This window comes from Mesorhizobium sp. M4B.F.Ca.ET.089.01.1.1 (assembly GCF_004022605.1).
Lineage (GTDB): Bacteria > Pseudomonadota > Alphaproteobacteria > Rhizobiales > Rhizobiaceae > Mesorhizobium > Mesorhizobium abyssinicae.
Genome location: NZ_RZOS01000033.1, coordinates 1 through 17,718, shown reverse-complemented (window position 1 = coordinate 17,718; position 17,718 = coordinate 1). Strand labels below are relative to the sequence as shown.

20 protein-coding genes are annotated in these 17,718 nt (G+C 56.7%); 8 read left to right on the top strand and 12 right to left on the bottom strand.

Features of this window, described 5'->3' with window-relative positions:
* Positions 1-389: 389 nt before the first annotated feature.
* Positions 390-752, top strand: a complete 363-nt coding sequence (locus EN780_RS05805; RefSeq protein ID WP_128272570.1) for a hypothetical protein — start codon at positions 390-392, stop codon at positions 750-752.
* A complete protein-coding gene (locus EN780_RS05800; RefSeq protein ID WP_128272568.1) occupies positions 749-2,017 on the top strand; it encodes a hypothetical protein in 1,269 nt (422 codons plus the stop codon). Before EN780_RS05805 ends, EN780_RS05800 begins: the two co-directional genes overlap by 4 nt.
* Before the next feature lie 266 nt (positions 2,018-2,283).
* On the opposite strand, the gene EN780_RS05795 is transcribed toward EN780_RS05800, so the two are convergent.
* Together EN780_RS05795 and EN780_RS05785 are read right to left on the bottom strand one after the other, a co-directional pair.
* The gene (locus EN780_RS05795) at positions 2,284-2,529 is read right to left on the bottom strand and encodes a hypothetical protein (protein ID WP_128272566.1); all 246 of its coding nucleotides are present in this window, start codon (positions 2,527-2,529) and stop codon (positions 2,284-2,286) included.
* Between the two features lie 246 nt (positions 2,530-2,775).
* Positions 2,776-2,967, bottom strand: a complete 192-nt coding sequence (locus EN780_RS05785; RefSeq protein WP_128272562.1) for a DUF3606 domain-containing protein — start codon at positions 2,965-2,967, stop codon at positions 2,776-2,778.
* A 131-nt stretch (positions 2,968-3,098) separates the two neighbouring features.
* On the opposite strand from EN780_RS05785, the gene EN780_RS05780 reads away from it, so the two are divergent.
* A complete protein-coding gene (locus tag EN780_RS05780) occupies positions 3,099-3,980 on the top strand; it encodes an RNA ligase family protein (RefSeq protein ID WP_128272560.1) in 882 nt (293 codons plus the stop codon).
* 233 nt (positions 3,981-4,213) lie between these two features.
* The gene (locus EN780_RS05775; RefSeq protein WP_128272558.1) at positions 4,214-4,639 is read left to right on the top strand and encodes a hypothetical protein; all 426 of its coding nucleotides are present in this window, start codon (positions 4,214-4,216) and stop codon (positions 4,637-4,639) included.
* A gap of 34 nt (positions 4,640-4,673) precedes the next feature.
* On the opposite strand, the gene EN780_RS05770 is transcribed toward EN780_RS05775, so the two are convergent.
* The 4 genes from EN780_RS05770 to EN780_RS05750 form a co-directional block, all read right to left on the bottom strand.
* Entirely contained in the window at positions 4,674-4,892 is a 219-nt protein-coding gene (locus EN780_RS05770) for a hypothetical protein (RefSeq protein WP_245499884.1), read from the bottom strand.
* A complete protein-coding gene (locus EN780_RS05765) occupies positions 4,889-5,182 on the bottom strand; it encodes a hypothetical protein (RefSeq protein WP_128272556.1) in 294 nt (97 codons plus the stop codon). The genes EN780_RS05770 and EN780_RS05765 overlap by 4 nt, the downstream gene beginning before the upstream one ends.
* A 1,143-nt stretch (positions 5,183-6,325) precedes the next feature.
* A complete protein-coding gene (locus EN780_RS05755; protein WP_128272552.1) occupies positions 6,326-7,684 on the bottom strand; it encodes a tyrosine-type recombinase/integrase in 1,359 nt (452 codons plus the stop codon).
* Positions 7,685-7,946: 262 nt separating this feature from the next.
* Positions 7,947-8,186 carry a hypothetical protein gene (locus EN780_RS05750; RefSeq protein WP_128272550.1) on the bottom strand — a complete coding sequence of 80 codons (240 nt, stop codon included), beginning with the start codon at positions 8,184-8,186 and terminating at the stop codon, positions 7,947-7,949.
* A 353-nt stretch (positions 8,187-8,539) separates the two neighbouring features.
* On the opposite strand from EN780_RS05750, the gene EN780_RS05745 reads away from it, so the two are divergent.
* The gene (locus tag EN780_RS05745; protein ID WP_128272548.1) at positions 8,540-8,995 is read left to right on the top strand and encodes a hypothetical protein; all 456 of its coding nucleotides are present in this window, start codon (positions 8,540-8,542) and stop codon (positions 8,993-8,995) included.
* Positions 8,996-9,264: 269 nt separating this feature from the next.
* Entirely contained in the window at positions 9,265-10,542 is a 1,278-nt protein-coding gene (locus tag EN780_RS05740; protein WP_128272546.1) for a DNA methyltransferase, read from the top strand.
* Here the strand turns inward: EN780_RS05740 and EN780_RS05735 are convergent.
* From EN780_RS05735 to EN780_RS05725, 3 genes are all read right to left on the bottom strand, one after another.
* Positions 10,490-12,784: a hypothetical protein gene (locus tag EN780_RS05735; RefSeq protein WP_128272544.1), complete on the bottom strand. Its 2,295-nt coding sequence runs from the start codon at positions 12,782-12,784 to the stop codon at positions 10,490-10,492. The genes EN780_RS05740 and EN780_RS05735 overlap by 53 nt on opposite strands.
* Positions 12,785-12,805: 21 nt before the next feature.
* A complete protein-coding gene (locus tag EN780_RS05730) occupies positions 12,806-13,075 on the bottom strand; it encodes a hypothetical protein (protein ID WP_128272542.1) in 270 nt (89 codons plus the stop codon).
* Positions 13,076-13,321: 246 nt separating this feature from the next.
* Positions 13,322-13,579 (bottom strand): helix-turn-helix transcriptional regulator, encoded by a 258-nt coding sequence (locus EN780_RS05725; protein ID WP_128272540.1) that lies wholly within the window; start codon positions 13,577-13,579, stop codon positions 13,322-13,324.
* Between the two features lie 114 nt (positions 13,580-13,693).
* Here EN780_RS05725 and EN780_RS05720 point away from each other — a divergent pair, with 114 nt between their 5' ends.
* Positions 13,694-13,966 (top strand): hypothetical protein, encoded by a 273-nt coding sequence (locus tag EN780_RS05720; RefSeq protein WP_128272538.1) that lies wholly within the window; start codon positions 13,694-13,696, stop codon positions 13,964-13,966.
* Positions 13,967-14,027: 61 nt separating this feature from the next.
* On the opposite strand, the gene EN780_RS05715 is transcribed toward EN780_RS05720, so the two are convergent.
* Together EN780_RS05715 and EN780_RS05710 are read right to left on the bottom strand one after the other, a co-directional pair.
* The gene (locus tag EN780_RS05715) at positions 14,028-15,452 is read right to left on the bottom strand and encodes a hypothetical protein (RefSeq protein WP_128272536.1); all 1,425 of its coding nucleotides are present in this window, start codon (positions 15,450-15,452) and stop codon (positions 14,028-14,030) included.
* A gap of 29 nt (positions 15,453-15,481) precedes the next feature.
* Entirely contained in the window at positions 15,482-16,555 is a 1,074-nt protein-coding gene (locus EN780_RS05710) for a nucleoid-associated protein (RefSeq protein ID WP_128272534.1), read from the bottom strand.
* A 192-nt stretch (positions 16,556-16,747) separates the two neighbouring features.
* On the opposite strand from EN780_RS05710, the gene EN780_RS05705 reads away from it, so the two are divergent.
* Positions 16,748-17,359: a recombinase family protein gene (locus EN780_RS05705; protein WP_128272579.1), complete on the top strand. Its 612-nt coding sequence runs from the start codon at positions 16,748-16,750 to the stop codon at positions 17,357-17,359.
* Between the two features lie 32 nt (positions 17,360-17,391).
* Here EN780_RS05705 and EN780_RS38720 read toward each other — a convergent pair.
* The coding region (locus EN780_RS38720; protein ID WP_210215027.1) for a hypothetical protein at positions 17,392-17,718 on the bottom strand (327 nt) is incomplete at its 5' end.

Genomic DNA, 17,718 nt, shown 5'->3' with positions numbered 1-17,718 from the left:
GACACAAATCAACCTATTAATGGTCGGGAAGTCCCCGGCCGTTTTCAACCTTCCGTCCCTCTGTGCTTAGGGGCGGATACAGATATTAGGAGAAATGAATGCGAACATGTCGCGCTGCACACTGTGGCGCACCTACGTCCTCCCGCTTCAGCCCGCACTGTCGGCGACACAAGAGCCGACTACGGCGCCAGGGCGACGTCGAGCAGACCGCCATCAGGCGGAGTGAGCTTGCGCCCTACGTCTCCCTCGTCCGGGAGCGTATCGCGAAGAACGCCCATAGTCCCCTCTGGGGCCACTTAGATGCCCGATGGGCTGCTCTGGCGGCCTCGGCAAAGGACACCGCAGGCAACCGGGTTCAGAGCCGATACCAGCGGCAAGCGGCACATGAGGTGCTGAACCTCGACGCCGAATGCTCCGCACGGGACATAGCCGTGACTGCGATGGCGATGTTCCTGTTCTGGAGCGAGAGACCGGAGCGGTTCCTGTCAGACACCGCCTTCCGCCTTCAGCTCGTGAAGCGGGTCCGGTCGCTCTCCAGTAGGCACTCGGGCCTTCGCTACGACCACCGGACGGGCAGGCAGGAGCGTGTCTATCGGGAGCTAAGCCCGAAAGCGGGCATGATCGTTGCCCGTGACCTGACCGCCGCCTTCGGAGGTGCCGGTCTGCAACTCGCCGAGCTCGAAAAACGTGATCAAGAAAGGAAACAAGCCATGACGGATGAGATCAACCAAGCCCTTCGGGAGCTCGTGTGACGACGAGCCTCGAAGCCCAACGAGACAAGATGTTCCGCTTTGAGCTGACCACACAAGGCCCACTTCAGGAACTTGCAGATGACGTCGCGGCGCTCGTCTTGGCGCATGAACAGCGCAGCGGGTCTCGCAAACGCCAGAGAAGGCCAGCAGACGCGAAGACGTTCAAGAGTGCCGTGGACACCATCGTCGCCAACCTAGCTCACTACGCCCTGTTCCCGCCCGAGCAAGGCCGCATTACGCTGCCGCTGGGCCACCGTAAGCGGGCCACGGTGGGCAGGACGGCCGATGGCTTCGGCAAGCCTCTACCGGCTCTTCTAGGGGCGCTGGAGGTCGTTGGGGTGGCGACAGTGGCAAAGCCGCAGGAGGCCGGGTACGCCACTACAATCGCTCCTACGGCGGCATTAGCGGCAGAGGTTCGATCAAGGGGTATCAGCAGCCCGGACTTCGAGAGAAGGACGGACCTGCCGGCGCTGGTCCTGACGCGCAAGGACCAATGGGGCCGACGAGTTCACGTCCCCGTCCCCCAGACCGACGACGCTGCATCGAAGGCGGCACAGGTGCGGAAGTTCAACGAGCGGCTTGCGGTTGCCGAGGTGGCGTACGCAGGCAACCAACCCACCGACACTCACGACCGGACGTTGGTAAGGCGGTTCACCCTGCCTCCAAGTGCAAGATCGCCCAGGCTTGCATATAGCGGCCGTCTTTTCGGAGGCTTCTGGCAGCAGATGAGGAGGACCGAACGGAGGCACATTCGGCTGGGAGGTCAGTGGATCGCGGAACTCGACTATGGGCAAATGTTTCCTCGCCTAGCCTATGCCAAGGTGGGAGCGACGCCCCCCGAGGGAAGCCCTTACGACTTGCCCGGAACCGAAGAGTTCACCGACGAGCAAAGGCGTGCTGTGAAGAGCGCCTTCAACGCTTTCCTCTTCAAGGCCACGACAATGCGCAAGTGGCACCCGGACATCGAGCAAGGGCTGCCTACAGGGTGGACAGTGGGCCGCTTCAAGCAAGCTATGTTGAGGAAGCACCCGCTGCTTGCACCTGTCCTGAACTGTGGGATCGGCTATGAGCTGATGTACAGCGAGAGCGAAATCCTATGCCGCGTGTTGGAAAGGACTTTGCTGGAGGACTGCGCCGTCCTCCCCATTCACGATGCTGTTTTGTCACCAATCACCAAGACGCGGGCTATCGCGGAGATCATGGTGGAGGAGGCGGAACGAGTAGTGGGAAGTCGCATAATGGTGGCTCTGAAGCCAAGCCACTAAGGTTGACCTACATGGGGAGGGAGAGGGAGGAGCATCCTTCCTTCTCACCCCAACAACCTTTCACTCCACCTTCACCTATCTTCCATTGTGGGACCCGTAAGACGCCGAGGGGACGAGGCCCGGTTACGCGTCCATTTCGGGCCGCTGGTGTCCCCGCTGCTCATGCCAGATGTCGAAGGTCGCGCTTGTCGACCACCTGACCGAATGAACCTTCCCCCCGACATATCGCCCCAAGAGGTGTGTTGGGGGCGGACGTATGCGCCGCGCTATTGGACAAAGCCCTGTTCCGCCATGCAGGCTTTGAAGGTGTTGCTCGATGCTACCGCTCCGGCAATCCAGAGCCGTCCCGCCATCACCTGCGTTTCGCTTGCGCGGCCGTTGCATATTGCCTTGGCCCTTTCAAAACGGCTGTCTTTTGTTGTGGCCCGAACCTCACGCCACTGCCCTGACGACGTCGTGTTATTGCACCCGCCCAGCGCCAAGCCGAGCGCGGCTATGAGAATGGAACGCATTCATTCCTCCCGTTCGGAACAGAATGCTGGAAGTTTAAAACGAGGGCAACCTTACCGGCCGGCTAGCTTATGCATCCATTTCTAGCCGCTCGTGCCCCGGCCGCTCGTGCCAGATAACTTGTCGTAGGTCACGCAAGTCGATCGTCTGCCCGCAGGCGCCGCATTTATGGAAATGGTCGCGTGCGTCCGCGGGCTCATTGCTGTGCATCTTGCCAACGATGGGCGGCCCGAGATCACACAGCTTTGTCATTGCTGATAGCCAAGCTTGCGGGCCTCTCTTTCCAGCCGGGAGGGATCGTCCCCGTGCTGCCGGATGAGCATCCTTGCTTCCGGGATGGTAAGGTGAAAATTTCGGGCGAAGTGAGCGACCTCGCAGGCGTCTTCGTTCGTGACTGGTTTTCGACCGTGGGGATGATGCTCGTTCTGATGCTCGATCATGGCTGTTTCCTCCTGCGCAGAAAAAACAGCGGCAATCCTCGAATGTTCCGGCTTGCTTATTCAGCGACGGCTAACGGAACTGAAGCGAACCTGCGATATTGAATAAAATTCGAGTGTCGCGTGGGGTTCATATGCGTAAGCCCGTCGCCGGCCCCCTTCGGCTGTCGTTCATCCGCCCTATGGAGCCCGAGCTGGTCGAACAGCCGCCCAAGGGTGGCGAATGGAGCCACGAGGTCAAGTTCGACGGCTACCGGACCCAAGTCATCAAGGACGATGACGGCATCCGCTTCCACACCAAGAACGGCTTTGACTGGACGACCAAATACCGACCACTCGCCGACGAGGCGACGGGGATCGCGGCGGAGAGCTTCATAATCGAGGGTGAGACCATCGTCACAAACGAGGATGGCCTGTCGGACTTCCACGCGCTGCGCTCGGCAATCACCAGACGGCCCCAAGACCTCTACCTCGTGGCCTTCGACCTTCTGCACCTCAACGGCCACGATCTACGCGACATGCCGCTGAAGGACAGGCGCGAAGTCTTGGAAGCTATGATCCCTGCCGGCGGCCATCTCCAGTTCAGCGAGGCTCTGCCTGGCGCTGGTGAGGCCGTCTACCATCTTGTCTGTGAGGCCGGCTTAGAGGGCATCGTCTCGAAGCGCCTCGACAGCCTCTACCGCAGCGGCTCGACCATCAGCTGGCGCAAGATCAAGTGCTACGTCGAGAAGGAGATGGACATCATCGGCGTCAAGCGGGAGACCGGGAAGCCGGCCATGGTGCTTATGGCCGACAAGGGCCACTACATGGGCGGTGCCTTCGTGACCTTCAAAGCCGACAAGCGGCAGGCACTATGGGACCGCGTTCAGGGCAAGACCGGCGCACCACCGCCGAACGGGCTCGCCAAAGAGAAGGCCGAGTGGCTCAAGCCGGGTCTGGTGGGGCGGGTCAAGTTCCTGAAGGGCGAGGAAAAGCTCCGCCATGCGTCGCTGAAGGACTTTCGCGAGGAAGATTGAGAGCGTGCTCTTGACCGGGTGAAGACGTTACGTCACCTTTTACATTGTGCCTTGAGAGAAGCGGCCCTCGGCACCTTTCGGATAAGCCGCGTGATAACCGACGACGGGTGAGCCCTTACGTCGAAGAGAAGTAAGAAGCAGCACGGCTGCCCGACATAACTCCTTACTCAACAATCAGGCTCGCCGCCCGCTCCACGGGCGTTGCGGCCTCAAGAGCGAATTGGAGAAAGGTCATGACAGCCGAACGATTGAGAGTTCGCGATGCCGGCGGCGAGGGCTATGAAGTCCTCGACTACGACGGACAGCCCATCGCCATTTGTGCCACCATAGTCCACGCGGCTCAGTATGTGCGCAGTTTCGCAGCGCGGTTCTGGCTTGACTGGACCGTTGACCCGGCCAAAAGCGGTTTCTCCGCCAGTTTCCTTGGCTGCAATAGCGTTGGCCGCATCTGGCGCGATACGTCGCGGGGTCTGCGAGAGGGCACTTGGTGCTGGTCGATCTCGACCAACGACACTCGGTGGCGCAACGACGAGGGACCGCGCGGCCGTGAGCATGACAAGGGCTTAGCCATGGTCCAGCTAGAGTATCAGTTCACGTGCTATCTGGCCAACACGCCCCACGGCAATTCGCCTTACGCGCGGGCCAAGAGTGTGGAATGAGCCCCGAACCCGGATGATCATCTTCCGGCCCGGATCATCGCCCGAGCGCCAACTCCGCCTCGACCTTGGCGCTTTCCTTCTGGGCCATGTTGTCCGCAGCTATCAGGCGGCGAAGCGACCGCATCACCTCGCCTCGCTGCCACCCGGCCTCCAACATGCAATCCACGATGGCCTGGAAGCCGGGTTCCATCGCCTCCTGACAGTCAATCTCGCGGTCGAGGTAATCGCGGTCGTGGCGTGGTGCGCTGATCATGCGTTGCCTTCCACTGTGGTGTCCTCGTCCAACGCATGCGGAACCGGCAGATAGGCATTTGCCACAAGCCAATCGCTCACGATGGTTCGTATGAGGTCAGCTCTCGTGAGCCCCATTTCTTCGGCTACATACGACAAGGGCTCTAGGACGCTCGGCTCCAGCACCAGCCCGGTTACGTTTCGGAGCATCAAGGCTGCTCGTCGGAGCATCACCTGAAGGTCCGCGCGGGACACCTCAGCGATTTGATTGGCCGCGCTTTCCAGATCGGCGGCGATGTCATGACGGCTCATGGTCGGCCTCCAGCTATAGGTAGTGCTCGCCCTCGGCCCGATGCTCAAAGCAGAACCAGTGGGGTGCCTGCTTCGGCTTTGCAAACCCCCAGCCGGCATCCTTGGCGCAGCTTTCGTGTTCGCAGACATGATGCTGGACACCGGGCGGGGTGCCATATTCAGGCATGGTCAGTCGGATTTCGTCGCTCATAAGCAACAGTGAACGAAATGAGAACAAAACTGTCAAGCCGCCTCTTGACCAGAGCCGCCGCCGTTCCTCATTTCCGGGTAATGCCCGAGCAGCCCGAGAATTGGCCGAGAGGTGCCGCATGGACCCTGACGCATGCCCACGATGTGGGGCAGGTGGCCGGCATCAGGTGCGGCCACTGTCGCGTCACGCGCTACTACAAGCCGGCAGAGCTTAGGGAGGTGATCGGCAACGTCACGATTGACGAGGTGCGGAACAAGGTGCGCTGCCAAGAATGCAAAAGCAGGGAGTGGATGAGCGCCCAGCTCTTTCATCCGACCGGAGAGCAGGCGCACACCATACGATACAGGCGGCTCGTGGAAATCAGGTGGGAGAAGCGGGTTATCTGGCGGGATGAGTAGAATGCCGCTTAGCAACTTCCTGCGTTCTCGGTCCTTTTCGGCGGCATGATCGAAGGTCTGCCGGAAAAGGCGCAGCGGTAGGCGACATTCGAGGAGGCCCGGCCGGGGCCTCCTCTTCCTTCTATGATTATTTGCGGCGCTGCCACCACCGCCGTAAGTTGCGGGCCAAGTGGCAAATCCCAAAGCCGACGGTAAAAGCTGCTGCGGCCAGAGACAAAATCTGGCCAACATCTATGTGAAGCACCATGGTTTCCCTCTCGGGAAGGAAGGCTTGTGGTGTCCCGACCTGTGCGACCGCTAACGCCGTCGCGCTAGGAAATGGGGATGTGGATGTCCTCCTGGGTAGCGGCACAATTGGGACGTAATACCAAGAGTTATGTAAATTAACTGGTGGAGACGGGATGTGGTTCCCTCTTCGATAACGAATTTTAGGAGGCAGCTTGCTTGGACGGCCGTTTGGTTCGAGCCGCAGAACGCCGTTCGGGTCGCGCGGTGCTTCCTACCGACGGACCTTCGGAGGGGCTAAGGCAGTCGCAACAGACAGAGAGCAGAACCCTATTTGCGCTTCCTCTCGACACCTAGGGCGGCCCCGAGCGCCCGTTCGGCCACCTTAAGCCTCGCTTCGTGGCCTCCGTAGTCCTCACCGACGCTACCCGAGGAATGGCCGAGCACGATGTCTTGGTCTGACTTCGAGATGCCAGCCAATCGGAGCCGGTCTTTCATAAGGTGGCGAAGGGAGTGAGATGGGCCGACCTTGGGGTCGTCCACGACAGTTCTGACGTGCTTGCCGAGAGAAGCGGACGCCGAAGCGGGTCCGCCCACGCGACCGTAGGCCGGGAAGAGTAGTCCTCCATTGGCCGCTTTCACCGCTTCCTTCGCGGCCTGCAACGCTGTCCCGACCAGCGGTACGTTACGCCGCGATACGGCATTCTTTATGCGCCGGTCATCATGCCACTCCACCGTCATATGAGGAATGGCGTGGTGAAGGTGAACATCGGCCACCCGCAAACCCGCCACTTCGGCAATTCGGCATCCGGTTCCCTCCATAATTTGCCATATCCGGCGGAGGTCCGGCCGAGCGTGTGACACGATACGGGCCGTGACCGCCTTTGCCTCCTCCTCCGTGTAGGGCCGGCGCTTGTCGCGGTCGGGTTCAGCCTTGGCTCTTGTGGGGTCAGCCTCAAGGTTCATGAACGGGTTAGCCATGCCGGCCAGATCAAATTCTCGGATGGCGTGATTGGTGACGGCGCGGACGACATTCAAGTAGCGATCCACGGACGAGGCCTTGCGCCCGTCCGCAATATGGTCGCGGACCTCTTTGGCATCTTCACGCTTGAGGCTCGCCAACGTCCGATCACTTTGTAGCGCCTCGCTCACCAGCCTGAAGACACGAGCCAATTCCATGGTCTTCTTAGTGTCGTCCCCGACACGCTCCTTAAGATAGAGCTTCCTGGCGTCCTCCATTGTGGGGACAGGGCGGGACACCCTATCCCCGCCAGACAGGATAGCCACCGCGCGGCCTTCCACTGGGTCGTGGCCCTGTTCAGACCTTGATAGGTAACTCTCCCGGATCACATCGACGGCGTCGGGGTGGCTACCGGGCAACGAACGGCCCCCAATGTGGACCATAGTGGACGCAAGCTCTTGCGCCCGTTGCTCAGCGAGCCGGTGTAACTCCATGGGAGTGGCCGTGGATAGGTCGCGCCCGCCGCCGCGCCGCCGCGTCTCGGCCACCAGCCGCTCAAACTCACCGTTGACCTTTGGATAGTTGCGCAGAGCCTCTCGCTCTGTAGCCCCGAGAAGGCGTTTGAACTCCCCCTGTCCAAGGAGCCGCGCAACGTCGCGGGGAAGCCTTCTACGGTAGTGCCAAGTGCCGGCTTTAGTGTGGAGTACGTTCTTCAATACAAGCCCCATTGTGGACCTCCGGTGTACCGGAATGTGGACCGCTAGGAAAGGCTTGGCCTTGAAAACGTTGAGAAATAAGGCGTTCCGTGTGGAACTTGGCTCCCCGGGCCAGAGCCATCAGCAATCATTAGCGCTGTTAAATCAATGGCTTAGTCGGTGCCTGTCTGGCAGATTGATTAGCAATATGATTAGCAATTTGGGCTGAATAGCCCGGCCTGTTTATCGAGGTGACACAGGATTTTACAGGCCGGGCTATCAGCAAGGTCGGGTGTTACCGCACCCTCTCAAGCTCTTCGGATAACTGTAGGGGTTCGATCACGCCCCGCCTGAAAAGACACATGACCTTGATCGCAATCCGCTCGCGCTCATCGTCAGCGACGATGCGATGCCTGGCGCAGTAATCACTTACGGCTTTTGCAAGAATTTCGATCTGGTCTGGGTCCGCGATGCCGTGCCCTAACATGCCAGCATCCGTTTCCGGGGCGAAAGCATGATTATTGCTTCCAAACATCCGTGCGCCTCTACCCATACGGACAACGCGAAGACGATACACCCAAAAATGTTCAGCTTCGAGTCAATTCGCGGTGCCCAAATTTCAAGCTGACTCGCTACCCAATTTTGCACCCCGTTGCAAAAAGCGGGATCACATGCCCAAGCCTTCGGTTGAACATGCTGCCGTTGCGCCTCTGGTCGCGGGCTAACTCGGCTATCTCGGCGCGGACTGCATTGACGACGGCAGCGCGGAGCCATAATTAAACAGTTAAATCAACTATTTACCTATCTTGTTGCGTTTTGTATAGCCAATTGACTAGCGAAACCCGTCGCTGCCAACAGATCAGATTTTGAACCCGGTTGCAAAAACCTATGAGCCTCTTCGAACCCACTGGCCTGCCGGAATGGAAGTGGCCACGGATGCCAGTCTACAACGGCTTCACTCACGAGGAGCGAGTTCGCGGCTGGCAACTAATACACCACTTCATCGACAACGGCTGGTTGGCCAAAGCCAAGCGATGCTCGATCTCGGGCTCCACCGAAAACATCCAAGCGCACTGTGAGAACTACTATTCTCCATGGTCGCCATATCCGGTCAGCCGGTCGATCCACATGGTCTTGCATCGCCGGTTTCGGCAACCAAACCCTTGGAAGCGGATCCTGGAGATGTACACCGTAACAGGGCAGGAATGGTTCTCTAACCTAAGTTTGGAGCCGATTGACCTGGCCGCGATCCTGCGCGCCAAGCATGGACCTGGCATTGCAGATGTCTTCTGCAAGGCGCAATCCGTCCGACTTGCGGGCGTTCAGGCAGCAGCCCGCTGTTGACAAAGCCTCTCTCCCAACTAAGTTTTACAACGTGAAGGCATTTATTCCTAAAAGCCGCTAAAGTCGGTGGACAACCTCTCTCCAGCGTCGCGGGTCGCCAAACCGGTATGCTTTCATTCGAGTCTCATAAAGGCCGACCTAGGCCTCGTTACAAGCAGGGAAACATATGCCGGCTGAAATCCACCATGCATTAACCATATCACTTTACCGTTAAGGGTGTTTCGGAGCGTCCTGCGCGGCCGAATTTTCGTGACAAACGGGCAGCCCTCGTGACCAAGTTCCTTCGAATTACAAAAGAAGACGAGGACCGGTTAATTGCCGGGGCCCGCGATATCGAGCCGGTTCGTGGCCTGACCCATAACTTCTATCGTTATCCGGCCAGGTTCTCCCAAGCGTTTGCCAGAGCGGCCATCGAAACTTTCTCTGAGCCCGGCGATCTCATAATGGACCCCCACGTCGGTGGCGGCACAAGTCTGGTCGAAGCGCTAGCGTTAGGCCGAAATGCCGTTGGCGTCGATATTAGCTCGTTGGCGGAATTTGTGGCGACAGTTAAGACAACTGTCTTTTCTGACCATGATCTTGAGCTTCTCGATGGCTGGGCGAAGGCTTTGCCGGATGCCATCGATATCCGCCGTCCCTCGATCCACTTTGCGGACTACTACGAGCGCGGCTACTACAAGCATCTTGACCATCCCCAGCGTTGGCGAGCGAGGAAGGCTGTAGAGCAGGCTCTCGCTAGCGCCATGCGCCTTCCACAGCAGCTAGAGAGCTTCGGCCGGTGCGTTGTGCTCCGCACGGCGCAAATGGCCTTGGATGGCCGCAAGACGGTCATTTCCGTGCCTGCCATGCGAGAGTTGTTTGGTAAGAATGCGCGCGAGATGGTGATCGGTTCTAGGCGCTTCCGAGAAGCCGTGGCCAATCATGCGCAGCAGCCAAGTGCGCAAATCTTATTTCGAAGCGCGGCCGGCATTGAAGATGATGCCCGTCTTGCGTCGGTTCCCGCACCACGTGTGGTCGTCACTTCCCCACCATATCCCGGAGTTCATGTTCTATACCATCGATGGCAGGTCGGCGGGGGGCGTGAAACAGCGGCCCCTTTTTGGATCGCCAAGAAACTCGATGGGGCAGGGGCGAGCTACTACACAATGGGCGATCGCAAGGAGCCCGAAAAATCAGGCTATTTCGCGAAAGTCCAGGCCACGCTCTCTTCTGTCGCGGCGCTTTGCGACGAGGCGACCGTGTTTGTACAGATGCTGGCATTTCACGAGCCACAGTGGCAGTTACAGCGGTATTTGCAGGCGATGGAGGCTGCAGGCCTAACCGAGGTCTTTCTGCCCTCGCTAGCGACCGAGCTTGACGGGCGTCTTTGGCGAAATGTTCCTAACAGAAAATGGTACTCCGACCAACAAGGCGACACGCCCGCCAGCAAGGAAGTCGTTCTTTTGCACCAATTGAGCAAGGCGGGGATAGCTGCGTCCCGACATCGACGCGCCCTCATGCAACCTTCGGCAGCTTCTTTGGCAAAGTTAGGCACAGCGGCACTATAACGCGACCGGCCGCTGATGCGGATTGGTCGATCCCCGCCCTGCAGGTGACTTCCTCGGTCGACCATTCAGGCGTTTTCTTGGCGGCTTCGATCAAACCCATCGCTACCAAAGCCAAGCCATATTTGAATACAAATTTGACGGCTGGCTCTTCCTCTGGGGGCCGAAGCTGCTTCGCTTCGGAAAGAACGCGAGATCCAGTATTGATCGTTATCGTCAACCGTGTGGTCTTTGGATCTCTGTCGACCCTGATGGGGAGATCGTCTGGGTGACCATCTATTTCAATGATGTCGGGCCGGCTTGGTGCCATGTCGACCTTTTGGTCTTTCGGCGGTTGCTTTTCGGTCTTCGCCCTTGGAGGCACAATGGTTGCCTCGATCGTCAGCACGAAAGGTCCGTGACCTGCCGGATCGGTTATCGTCGCCGTCGAAGTGAAGATAGCCCCCTCTGTCATCGATTTATCAGGCCTGAAAGCCAATGTTAGTTTGCCGTTGAAAAGGTGAAACGACGGCTGCAGGGGCCCGACCAAAGCGCACTCACCAGTGTCCTTTGGGCGAGAAAAATAGTTGTTCGTCACGTCAGTATGAAAGGTGACGCGCGTTGTGTCCGTCTGAGGAAGATCCACCTTAACCGTCGTTGTGCCGTCTGCGCGTTTGAAGTAGGTGGGAAACTCGGTTCCAATAAATGGAAGCGGGTTGTCCTTGACTGTTGATCCGGGTGGCCCGTTCGCCGCTTTCGCTGCGATCTTGCCGGGGTGCGAACTACCGAACAAGCTAGCTAATTCCGGATCCTCTGCCAGGAGATCTTCGAGAGCGCTGATGCCGATGTCGTCCGTGACGGCGTTCGCAATTTTTTGTTCATATCGTTTGTTATTGAGGTCGACGAGTCCTTCATGGTTCCTAAGCTCGCTTTGAAGCGCCTTGAAGAGATCATTCAAAAGAAGATCCTCTCGGAACGACTCTCGGTTGCTCATGAAAAGGCTGTTCCGCGAGCTTTGTGACAGGCTTGTGCAGTCCAAAGTCACAAGCATGCTGCCAGCAATGTGCTCCTTGTCCACTTTGTTTGATCGGAAAAACTGCGCATCTCGCTTTGCATGCGACTGCCCATTTATTAGAGCGCGAAGGCCGGTCTGTGGATGGTCGTCGTTATCGCCAGGCGTGGCCTTAAAGACCCGGATCTCGGCCGGGATGATCTCTCCGGTTGATAGCTTGATTTGCAAGCTGGCACCATCTTCGAAGCCCGGTTCGAGTTTTGAGGCCCATTGAGCAAATCGGTTCCACATCGTCACACCAGTGACGTTAGCCTTGTATTCTTTTCGGCACTCGATCAGACGAAACGGAAGCATGGGTCGCAAGAGGTATTCATCAAGTTTTTTGTAAAGCTCGCCGCAGATGTTGGATCTGGGTGCTTTGTAATCAAACATTTTGATGAGAGTCCCGCTGGAAACCGCACGTTCCCTTGGAGCGCAGATTTCGCCCGCTTTGGCTCCCTTTTTCGGCACCAGGCCCAAATCGGCCGTGCCGGCTGTCATTACGTTCCCGTCTGCCCCGACCAGGTAACGCCACTCGGGGCTCGACTGTGACGGGAAGAACGAAAACACAGTAAATGCCCACTCAGCTTCCGCCCCGGCGATTTGCGATGGTGGGCGCGAGACGATCAATTGCATCTTGCGGCCGTCGCCACAGAATGGAAGCACTCCCGTGCCGCCCATATTGAAGCGCCCCTGGACGAAGGGGACCGCACCCTTATATGAGCCCTCCTGATTGCTAAATATCAATGAGCAGAACGTCTCGGGGAAGTCTTCTGCCAGTTGACCTTCCCCCGCGTCGTATATCGAGAGACAAGGACGCAACTTGCCTCCTGTCGCATACAGGACCAAGTTATCCTCAGCGATTGAACGGATTTCATCTCTGGTCTTTTGAGAAAGATCGCCGAAGTAGGCGGCGACTGCCTCTTTCATCGATTTAGGTGCCTGAGTCGAACGTGGATCGATCTTGTGGGCCTTGCAGTGCTTGAGCAGGATTGCGTCTAGGCCGTTCGTAAATTTCTCCACCAACGCAGCAGCCGGGCTGCTCTGTTGCGCATGTACAATCGATTGATTGTTTGGGAATGCCCCGAGTGGCTTCCAGCGCGTGCTGTCGTCCAGCACGCCGTCCTTGGAAAGGACCTTGATTAACTCGGCCTCGCTTTCTGCGGTGAGGACTTCCAGTAGCAAATCTCTGTTCTGCACGTTCAAAATCTCCATCGCCGTCGTCAGACCGGTTGCCTACAATTCGAAATCCACCACCTCCTTGCCTCCAGTAGCAGTCATCCGCGCGCGGAGTGCGTCGACTTCCTTGTTCAAGGCGCTTGCAATCTTCTTCACGTCAGCTTCGGTGTAGTCGTAGGCATTCTTATTCCCTAATTTAGCGATCGTGCGTATCGCTTTGATCGCATTTCGGGTGCGATTTTCGGCAAGCTCAACGAATTTTTCGCGCTTTGTTAGGCCAGAGGAAGCATCCTGGGCATGGCCAGAACGTTCATTTTTCTTCAGCATATTAGTCTCCTAAATTGGATCATGAAATTCTCTCTAATTTAGAAGGGAAATTGAGTCAATGAGCACGCGCGAGACGGGAGATTTGGACGGTGGAAAACGTGATCTTGTTTCCCTGGCCGGGCAAGTTCCTCAGCGCATCGCTCGGAAGTCCACCGCCACGGGCGGGACTTTTGAAACTGGTTGCAATTTCGTAGATGTGGAGTCGGTGTGTCCGACGTTGCGGACGTGATTAATGCTGGCGCAGCCCTAACTTGGGTCGGCCGACTCGGATTTTCGTACGAGTTCGCGCACCATAGCGACCACATCCAAATCAATTATTCTGGCAAGGTCCAGGAGTTCAACGAGGTCGACGCGGCGCTCACCGCTTTCGATGTTTGCAATGAACGGCTGATGCCTGCCTAGAGCCGCTGCTACCTCAGCCTGTGACATGCCTTTTGCGCGCCGCTGAGTTGCCAGCGCCGCCGCAATCATTCTGTGGCGTTCGGAGTGAACCGACTTCGGCATTGAATTGTTGACCAGTGATCAACCTGCCGGTAATCCGATATCTGGATTATCCAAAAATTGGATATTTCTAGGCGGCAGTGCCGCTATCGGGCAAAGCATGCAGAGGGGAACGAAATGAGCCGCATACTCGTCAACATGCTGTCGACCATCAACATCTTCATTGCGATTGTCATCATCGCGGTCTTTGCCGTCATAGGGAACGCGTCATTCCTAAAGGCCGGAGCGCTTTTGGGGGCTGTCGTCGGTTTCGCGGTGGCTGCGATTTTCTGCGGCGGCCTGGCGGCCCTCTGTCTGATAGAGAGGCACTTGCGGGTGCTCGCAGACGACCTTCGCCAACAGCGCAAGAAGAATGCTTCTACTCCTCGGATAGAGCCATCAGTAAGGTAAGGCTCGCACCGTCAATTCTGCGGCAGAACGTGCCAAATGTTTTGCGCAGCAAGGTGTCCCATTAAGGAGAACTAGTATACCTATCGACGTAGGCCCTTGCGGCGGCAATCAATTCTCCCAGGCTATCGTAAAGCTGAGCAGCTAGAGAGTTCGCACCGTCAATGAAGTCCGGGAACGCCGTGGATATAAGAAATGTAACTAGGCCGAGATAGATCAAAAGGGTTGGTATGATCGCGATATTGTATACACGCCTGGCTGCCGAGACCGGCTGATCCACCAATTCTAGCCACTGTTTTTCGTCCATATAAGCGTAGAGTTTCGTTCGCCATGAGGATCTGCTTTTGCGCAGTAGGCTTTCGAAGCGCCAGTTGGAAATCAACGTAATAACAATGCTGCACACCAACAATATGGCCGCACCAATAGCGATAGGGCCTACTGCTGTCTGAGTCGTCGTACCAGTCTTAAGGGCGAATACAGCCCCAGCTATCGCCACGTCTCGCCACATAGCCGAAAGGAGATCCTTAGTCGATTGCTGAGACCGGGCTACGTCGTCCTGCAAGCCCTTGCGCAGATCGCCCAGGGACTTTAGGGCGTCCTTGCTTTGATCTTGAAGATGGAAGCCGAATGCCTCTTTGGCGCTCGTCAGGCTCCCACCGAGCGACACGGCAAGTCCCGCTGGCCAGCCTTCCCCTTCTCGCCAGTCCAACGACAAATGGTTGTTTAGCAGATAGAATTTCGTTTCCGTATCTCTTGGCTGATCGTAGATCCAGCGAATTGCGTCGGACACCAGCGGATAGAGGACAACTTCGTGTTCCTTGTTGGAGGCAGAAACAGGCGCGACTGAGGTGCGTGCGCCGCGCATCACTGCCTGATCGACACCATCTACAACGCGGATCTCGGATGGGATGCAAAGACTCAGATTGACCAAGGCGCAATGACGCCAGAGTTCAAAGACAGCCGACATGTCGTGGCCCCCTTCCACCAAATACCACGGAGAGAGGCTATCTGGCGTCAGCCGATGGGTTTGGTCGCGCACAAGCTTGCGAGGACTGTCAAAAACCTGGTGCGGAGGAGGTTCGGTACACTTGCCCCAACCACAGAAAACTGCCGTGCCGGTTTTGAACTGCTCGAAGTCGAACGGAAGCCAGACGCATTGTCGCCGGGCGATAAAAGTCATATCTGCGAGCGCTGTTTGCAAGCCTGCTATGGTGATGAACGAAACAACGTTACCTCGATCTAATTTCTCCAAACGGAGGTGCAACGTTTCACCGATTAGATCGGCATAAGTAGAGTGCCTTAAGTCAATTTCACCGGATATGTTCCCAAAAAGCTTTAGATTTCCGATCTGCTCATCAGTCGCAATATCTGCGGCTTGGGAAATAAGGATATAAGTAGCCGCATCGAGTTCTGAAAAATTGTCCACTCGGCAAATGGTTGTGCTTTCAGATGTGGTCGCTCCTTCAAATTTAGAAAGAGCGACAAACAATTCATTTATGCGCCTTGGTCCATCCGTTGTCATTGCTCGGTCAGCTTCGTAGTGCGTATCTTGATTAAAGTTGAACCATCTTCCTGCATCTGACGCTCGAAGGTGTCAGACGCCTGTTCTGGTATCTCAATCTTGACGCCTTCGGCTGTTTTATATTTTCGAGGTCCCTTCAATTTCACTGCGGTTTTCTCAAATTTGAAGGACTCACCATCAAGGCCGCGCTTCTCAAGCATCGTGTCGAAGCTCTTCTTTACCTCGGGCAATCCGTGAGAACCAAAATACTCAGCGAAAAACTCGTTTGCGTCAAAGTTATCCCTGTTCTGAACTGAGTTAAAATACCTCTCTTTGACAGACTGAGTAATTTCAGGCGGCAAGATATCTTTGTGCCGTTTAACGACCTCGACAACAACATCCTCGACTGTTTTGGTCATCTCCCCTGGTGTAAATTTCCGCTTGCAAGTGAGAAAAGAACGAAAGAAATCCGTAATGTCCTGGCGCACTGTCCGATCAATAACGACGATACTGTCCGTATCCCCATCAATCTCGATAAGAGCAGATTTGTGGAGAGCGTCGGCGGATTTGGTGAAAGAGTTGGCAATTTCCTTAAGAATTGCTTTTGCGCCAGTCGTAATGTCGTAGGTGACAGCTTCTTCGTGGTCATACTTGATGAGAGAACTAATAGTGCGAGTGCCCGTGCGCAATATCATAACAATCAACACACCGGGCTTAATACGCCTATCCCGGCCGGCGTGGAAGCTTTGAGCCAGAAGCTTGGAGATCGACACGAACTGCCGGTCATCATCGATTATTGTCTTAAGCGCCGTTCTTGTAGGAGAGCCGCCCGCAAAGACAAATCTGTTCCCGCGCAATGTCTCCCGCACACGACCAAGAAAGAAGTTTTCAAATTTCCCAATTGGCGTTTCATTGAGCAAGATTGGCTCGTCGGCCTGGTGATGCACGACATGGAAGATGAATTTTTCAATCGAAAGATTTTGGATCTCGGAGTCCGACAACTGGACCATATCGATATTCCCCCCCTTATGGCGGAAGGGACCATAGCCATTTTTTTCGAATGGGCAAGCGTTCATGGTATGTTCTGGCACGGTTCGCCTGTTTTGTCGATCGGCGATGTGGAGACGTTTTCCAACTCTCCTCCGTGAGACGCGTGTTGGCTCCCGCTCTTTTTAAGTATGCCTTTAGCGAACCGCCATTTTGGTTGGTTCGATAATAACGTTTGACCACCCTAATCGTACTGGCCAATATGAGACCAGCCATATCGAACCGGGGGCCTCATGATGTTCGTCCGCGCCTATCTCCGAGCCTCAACAAAAGAGCAGGACGCGAGCCGCGCTAGCGGCGATCTACTTGCGTTCGCCAAAGAGCGCGGCCTACCCATCGCGGCTACTTACATCGAGAATGAAAGCGGCGCGTCGTTAGCGCGCCCTGAGTTGTTTCGATTGCTGTCGGATTGTCTGCCGGGCGATATCCTTCTGATCGAGCAGGTCGACCGGTTGAGTCGGCTGAACGCGGCGGATTGGGAACGCCTGAAAGATGAAATCCGGCAACGGCGTATACGGATAGTCGCCTTGGATCTCCCAACCTCGCACGGCATGGCGACGGTAAACGCGGACGATTTCACGGCTCGCATGCTCGAAGCCCTGAACGGCATGTTGATGGACATGTTGGCAGCTATCGCCCGGAAAGATTACGATGACAGACGCCGTAGGCAGGCGCAGGGCATCGCAAAGGCGAAGGATCAGGGCAAATACCGAGGTCGTCCTGAGGATACGGCGCGCAACAAAGCAATCCTAAGCATGTTAAGCAGCGGGCAAAGCTGGAACACTATCGTTTCGGCAACGGGATGCTCTCGTTCGACTCTAGCGAGATTGGTGAAACGTTCACCGTAGGCATGCGGTTTGCAACGTGTTGCAAATCAATGTCAATCGCGGGTTGACTTGGGAGCGTCCTGTTTGAATTGAGCCGCGAACTGTTCAACCAGCAATCCACCATTCCGGTCGATGAAGTCGGCGTCGGGGTATTCCGGAGCCGGGAAGTGCTGTTCGATCTCTGACCATGTAGCCACCACCCAGTCTGCGAACCTGTGCGCTTTGTCGGGCTCGCCCCGCCATTTCGTTGTGATGCGTTGCGCGACTGCGAGGCTCTGTCCATCCGGCCACGGAGTAAGAGCGTTCAGCCAGTGCCGTTCGCTGGCCCGGCGCAACGTCTGGTTAATCGCGTCCGGTGTGAGTCGAATAGTGGCCTGGTC

Excerpts from the sequence above, each read along its gene's own strand:
- EN780_RS05775 (WP_128272558.1), top strand. The coding sequence starts at position 4,214 with ATGACAGCCGAACGATTGAGAGTTCGCGATGCCGGCGGCGAGGGCTAT.
- EN780_RS05720 (WP_128272538.1), top strand. The coding sequence starts at position 13,694 with ATGAGCCGCATACTCGTCAACATGCTGTCGACCATCAACATCTTCATT.
- EN780_RS05795 (WP_128272566.1), bottom strand. The coding sequence starts at position 2,529 with ATGCGTTCCATTCTCATAGCCGCGCTCGGCTTGGCGCTGGGCGGGTGC.
- EN780_RS05780 (WP_128272560.1), top strand. The coding sequence starts at position 3,099 with ATGCGTAAGCCCGTCGCCGGCCCCCTTCGGCTGTCGTTCATCCGCCCT.
- EN780_RS05725 (WP_128272540.1), bottom strand. The coding sequence starts at position 13,579 with ATGCCGAAGTCGGTTCACTCCGAACGCCACAGAATGATTGCGGCGGCG.
- EN780_RS05705 (WP_128272579.1), top strand. The coding sequence starts at position 16,748 with ATGTTCGTCCGCGCCTATCTCCGAGCCTCAACAAAAGAGCAGGACGCG.
- EN780_RS05735 (WP_128272544.1), bottom strand. The coding sequence starts at position 12,784 with ATGGAGATTTTGAACGTGCAGAACAGAGATTTGCTACTGGAAGTCCTC.
- EN780_RS05785 (WP_128272562.1), bottom strand. The coding sequence starts at position 2,967 with ATGATCGAGCATCAGAACGAGCATCATCCCCACGGTCGAAAACCAGTC.
- EN780_RS05730 (WP_128272542.1), bottom strand. The coding sequence starts at position 13,075 with ATGCTGAAGAAAAATGAACGTTCTGGCCATGCCCAGGATGCTTCCTCT.
- EN780_RS05750 (WP_128272550.1), bottom strand. The coding sequence starts at position 8,186 with ATGTTTGGAAGCAATAATCATGCTTTCGCCCCGGAAACGGATGCTGGC.
- EN780_RS05745 (WP_128272548.1), top strand. The coding sequence starts at position 8,540 with ATGAGCCTCTTCGAACCCACTGGCCTGCCGGAATGGAAGTGGCCACGG.
- EN780_RS05765 (WP_128272556.1), bottom strand. The coding sequence starts at position 5,182 with ATGAGCCGTCATGACATCGCCGCCGATCTGGAAAGCGCGGCCAATCAA.
- EN780_RS05755 (WP_128272552.1), bottom strand. The coding sequence starts at position 7,684 with ATGGGGCTTGTATTGAAGAACGTACTCCACACTAAAGCCGGCACTTGG.
- EN780_RS05770 (WP_245499884.1), bottom strand. The coding sequence starts at position 4,892 with ATGATCAGCGCACCACGCCACGACCGCGATTACCTCGACCGCGAGATT.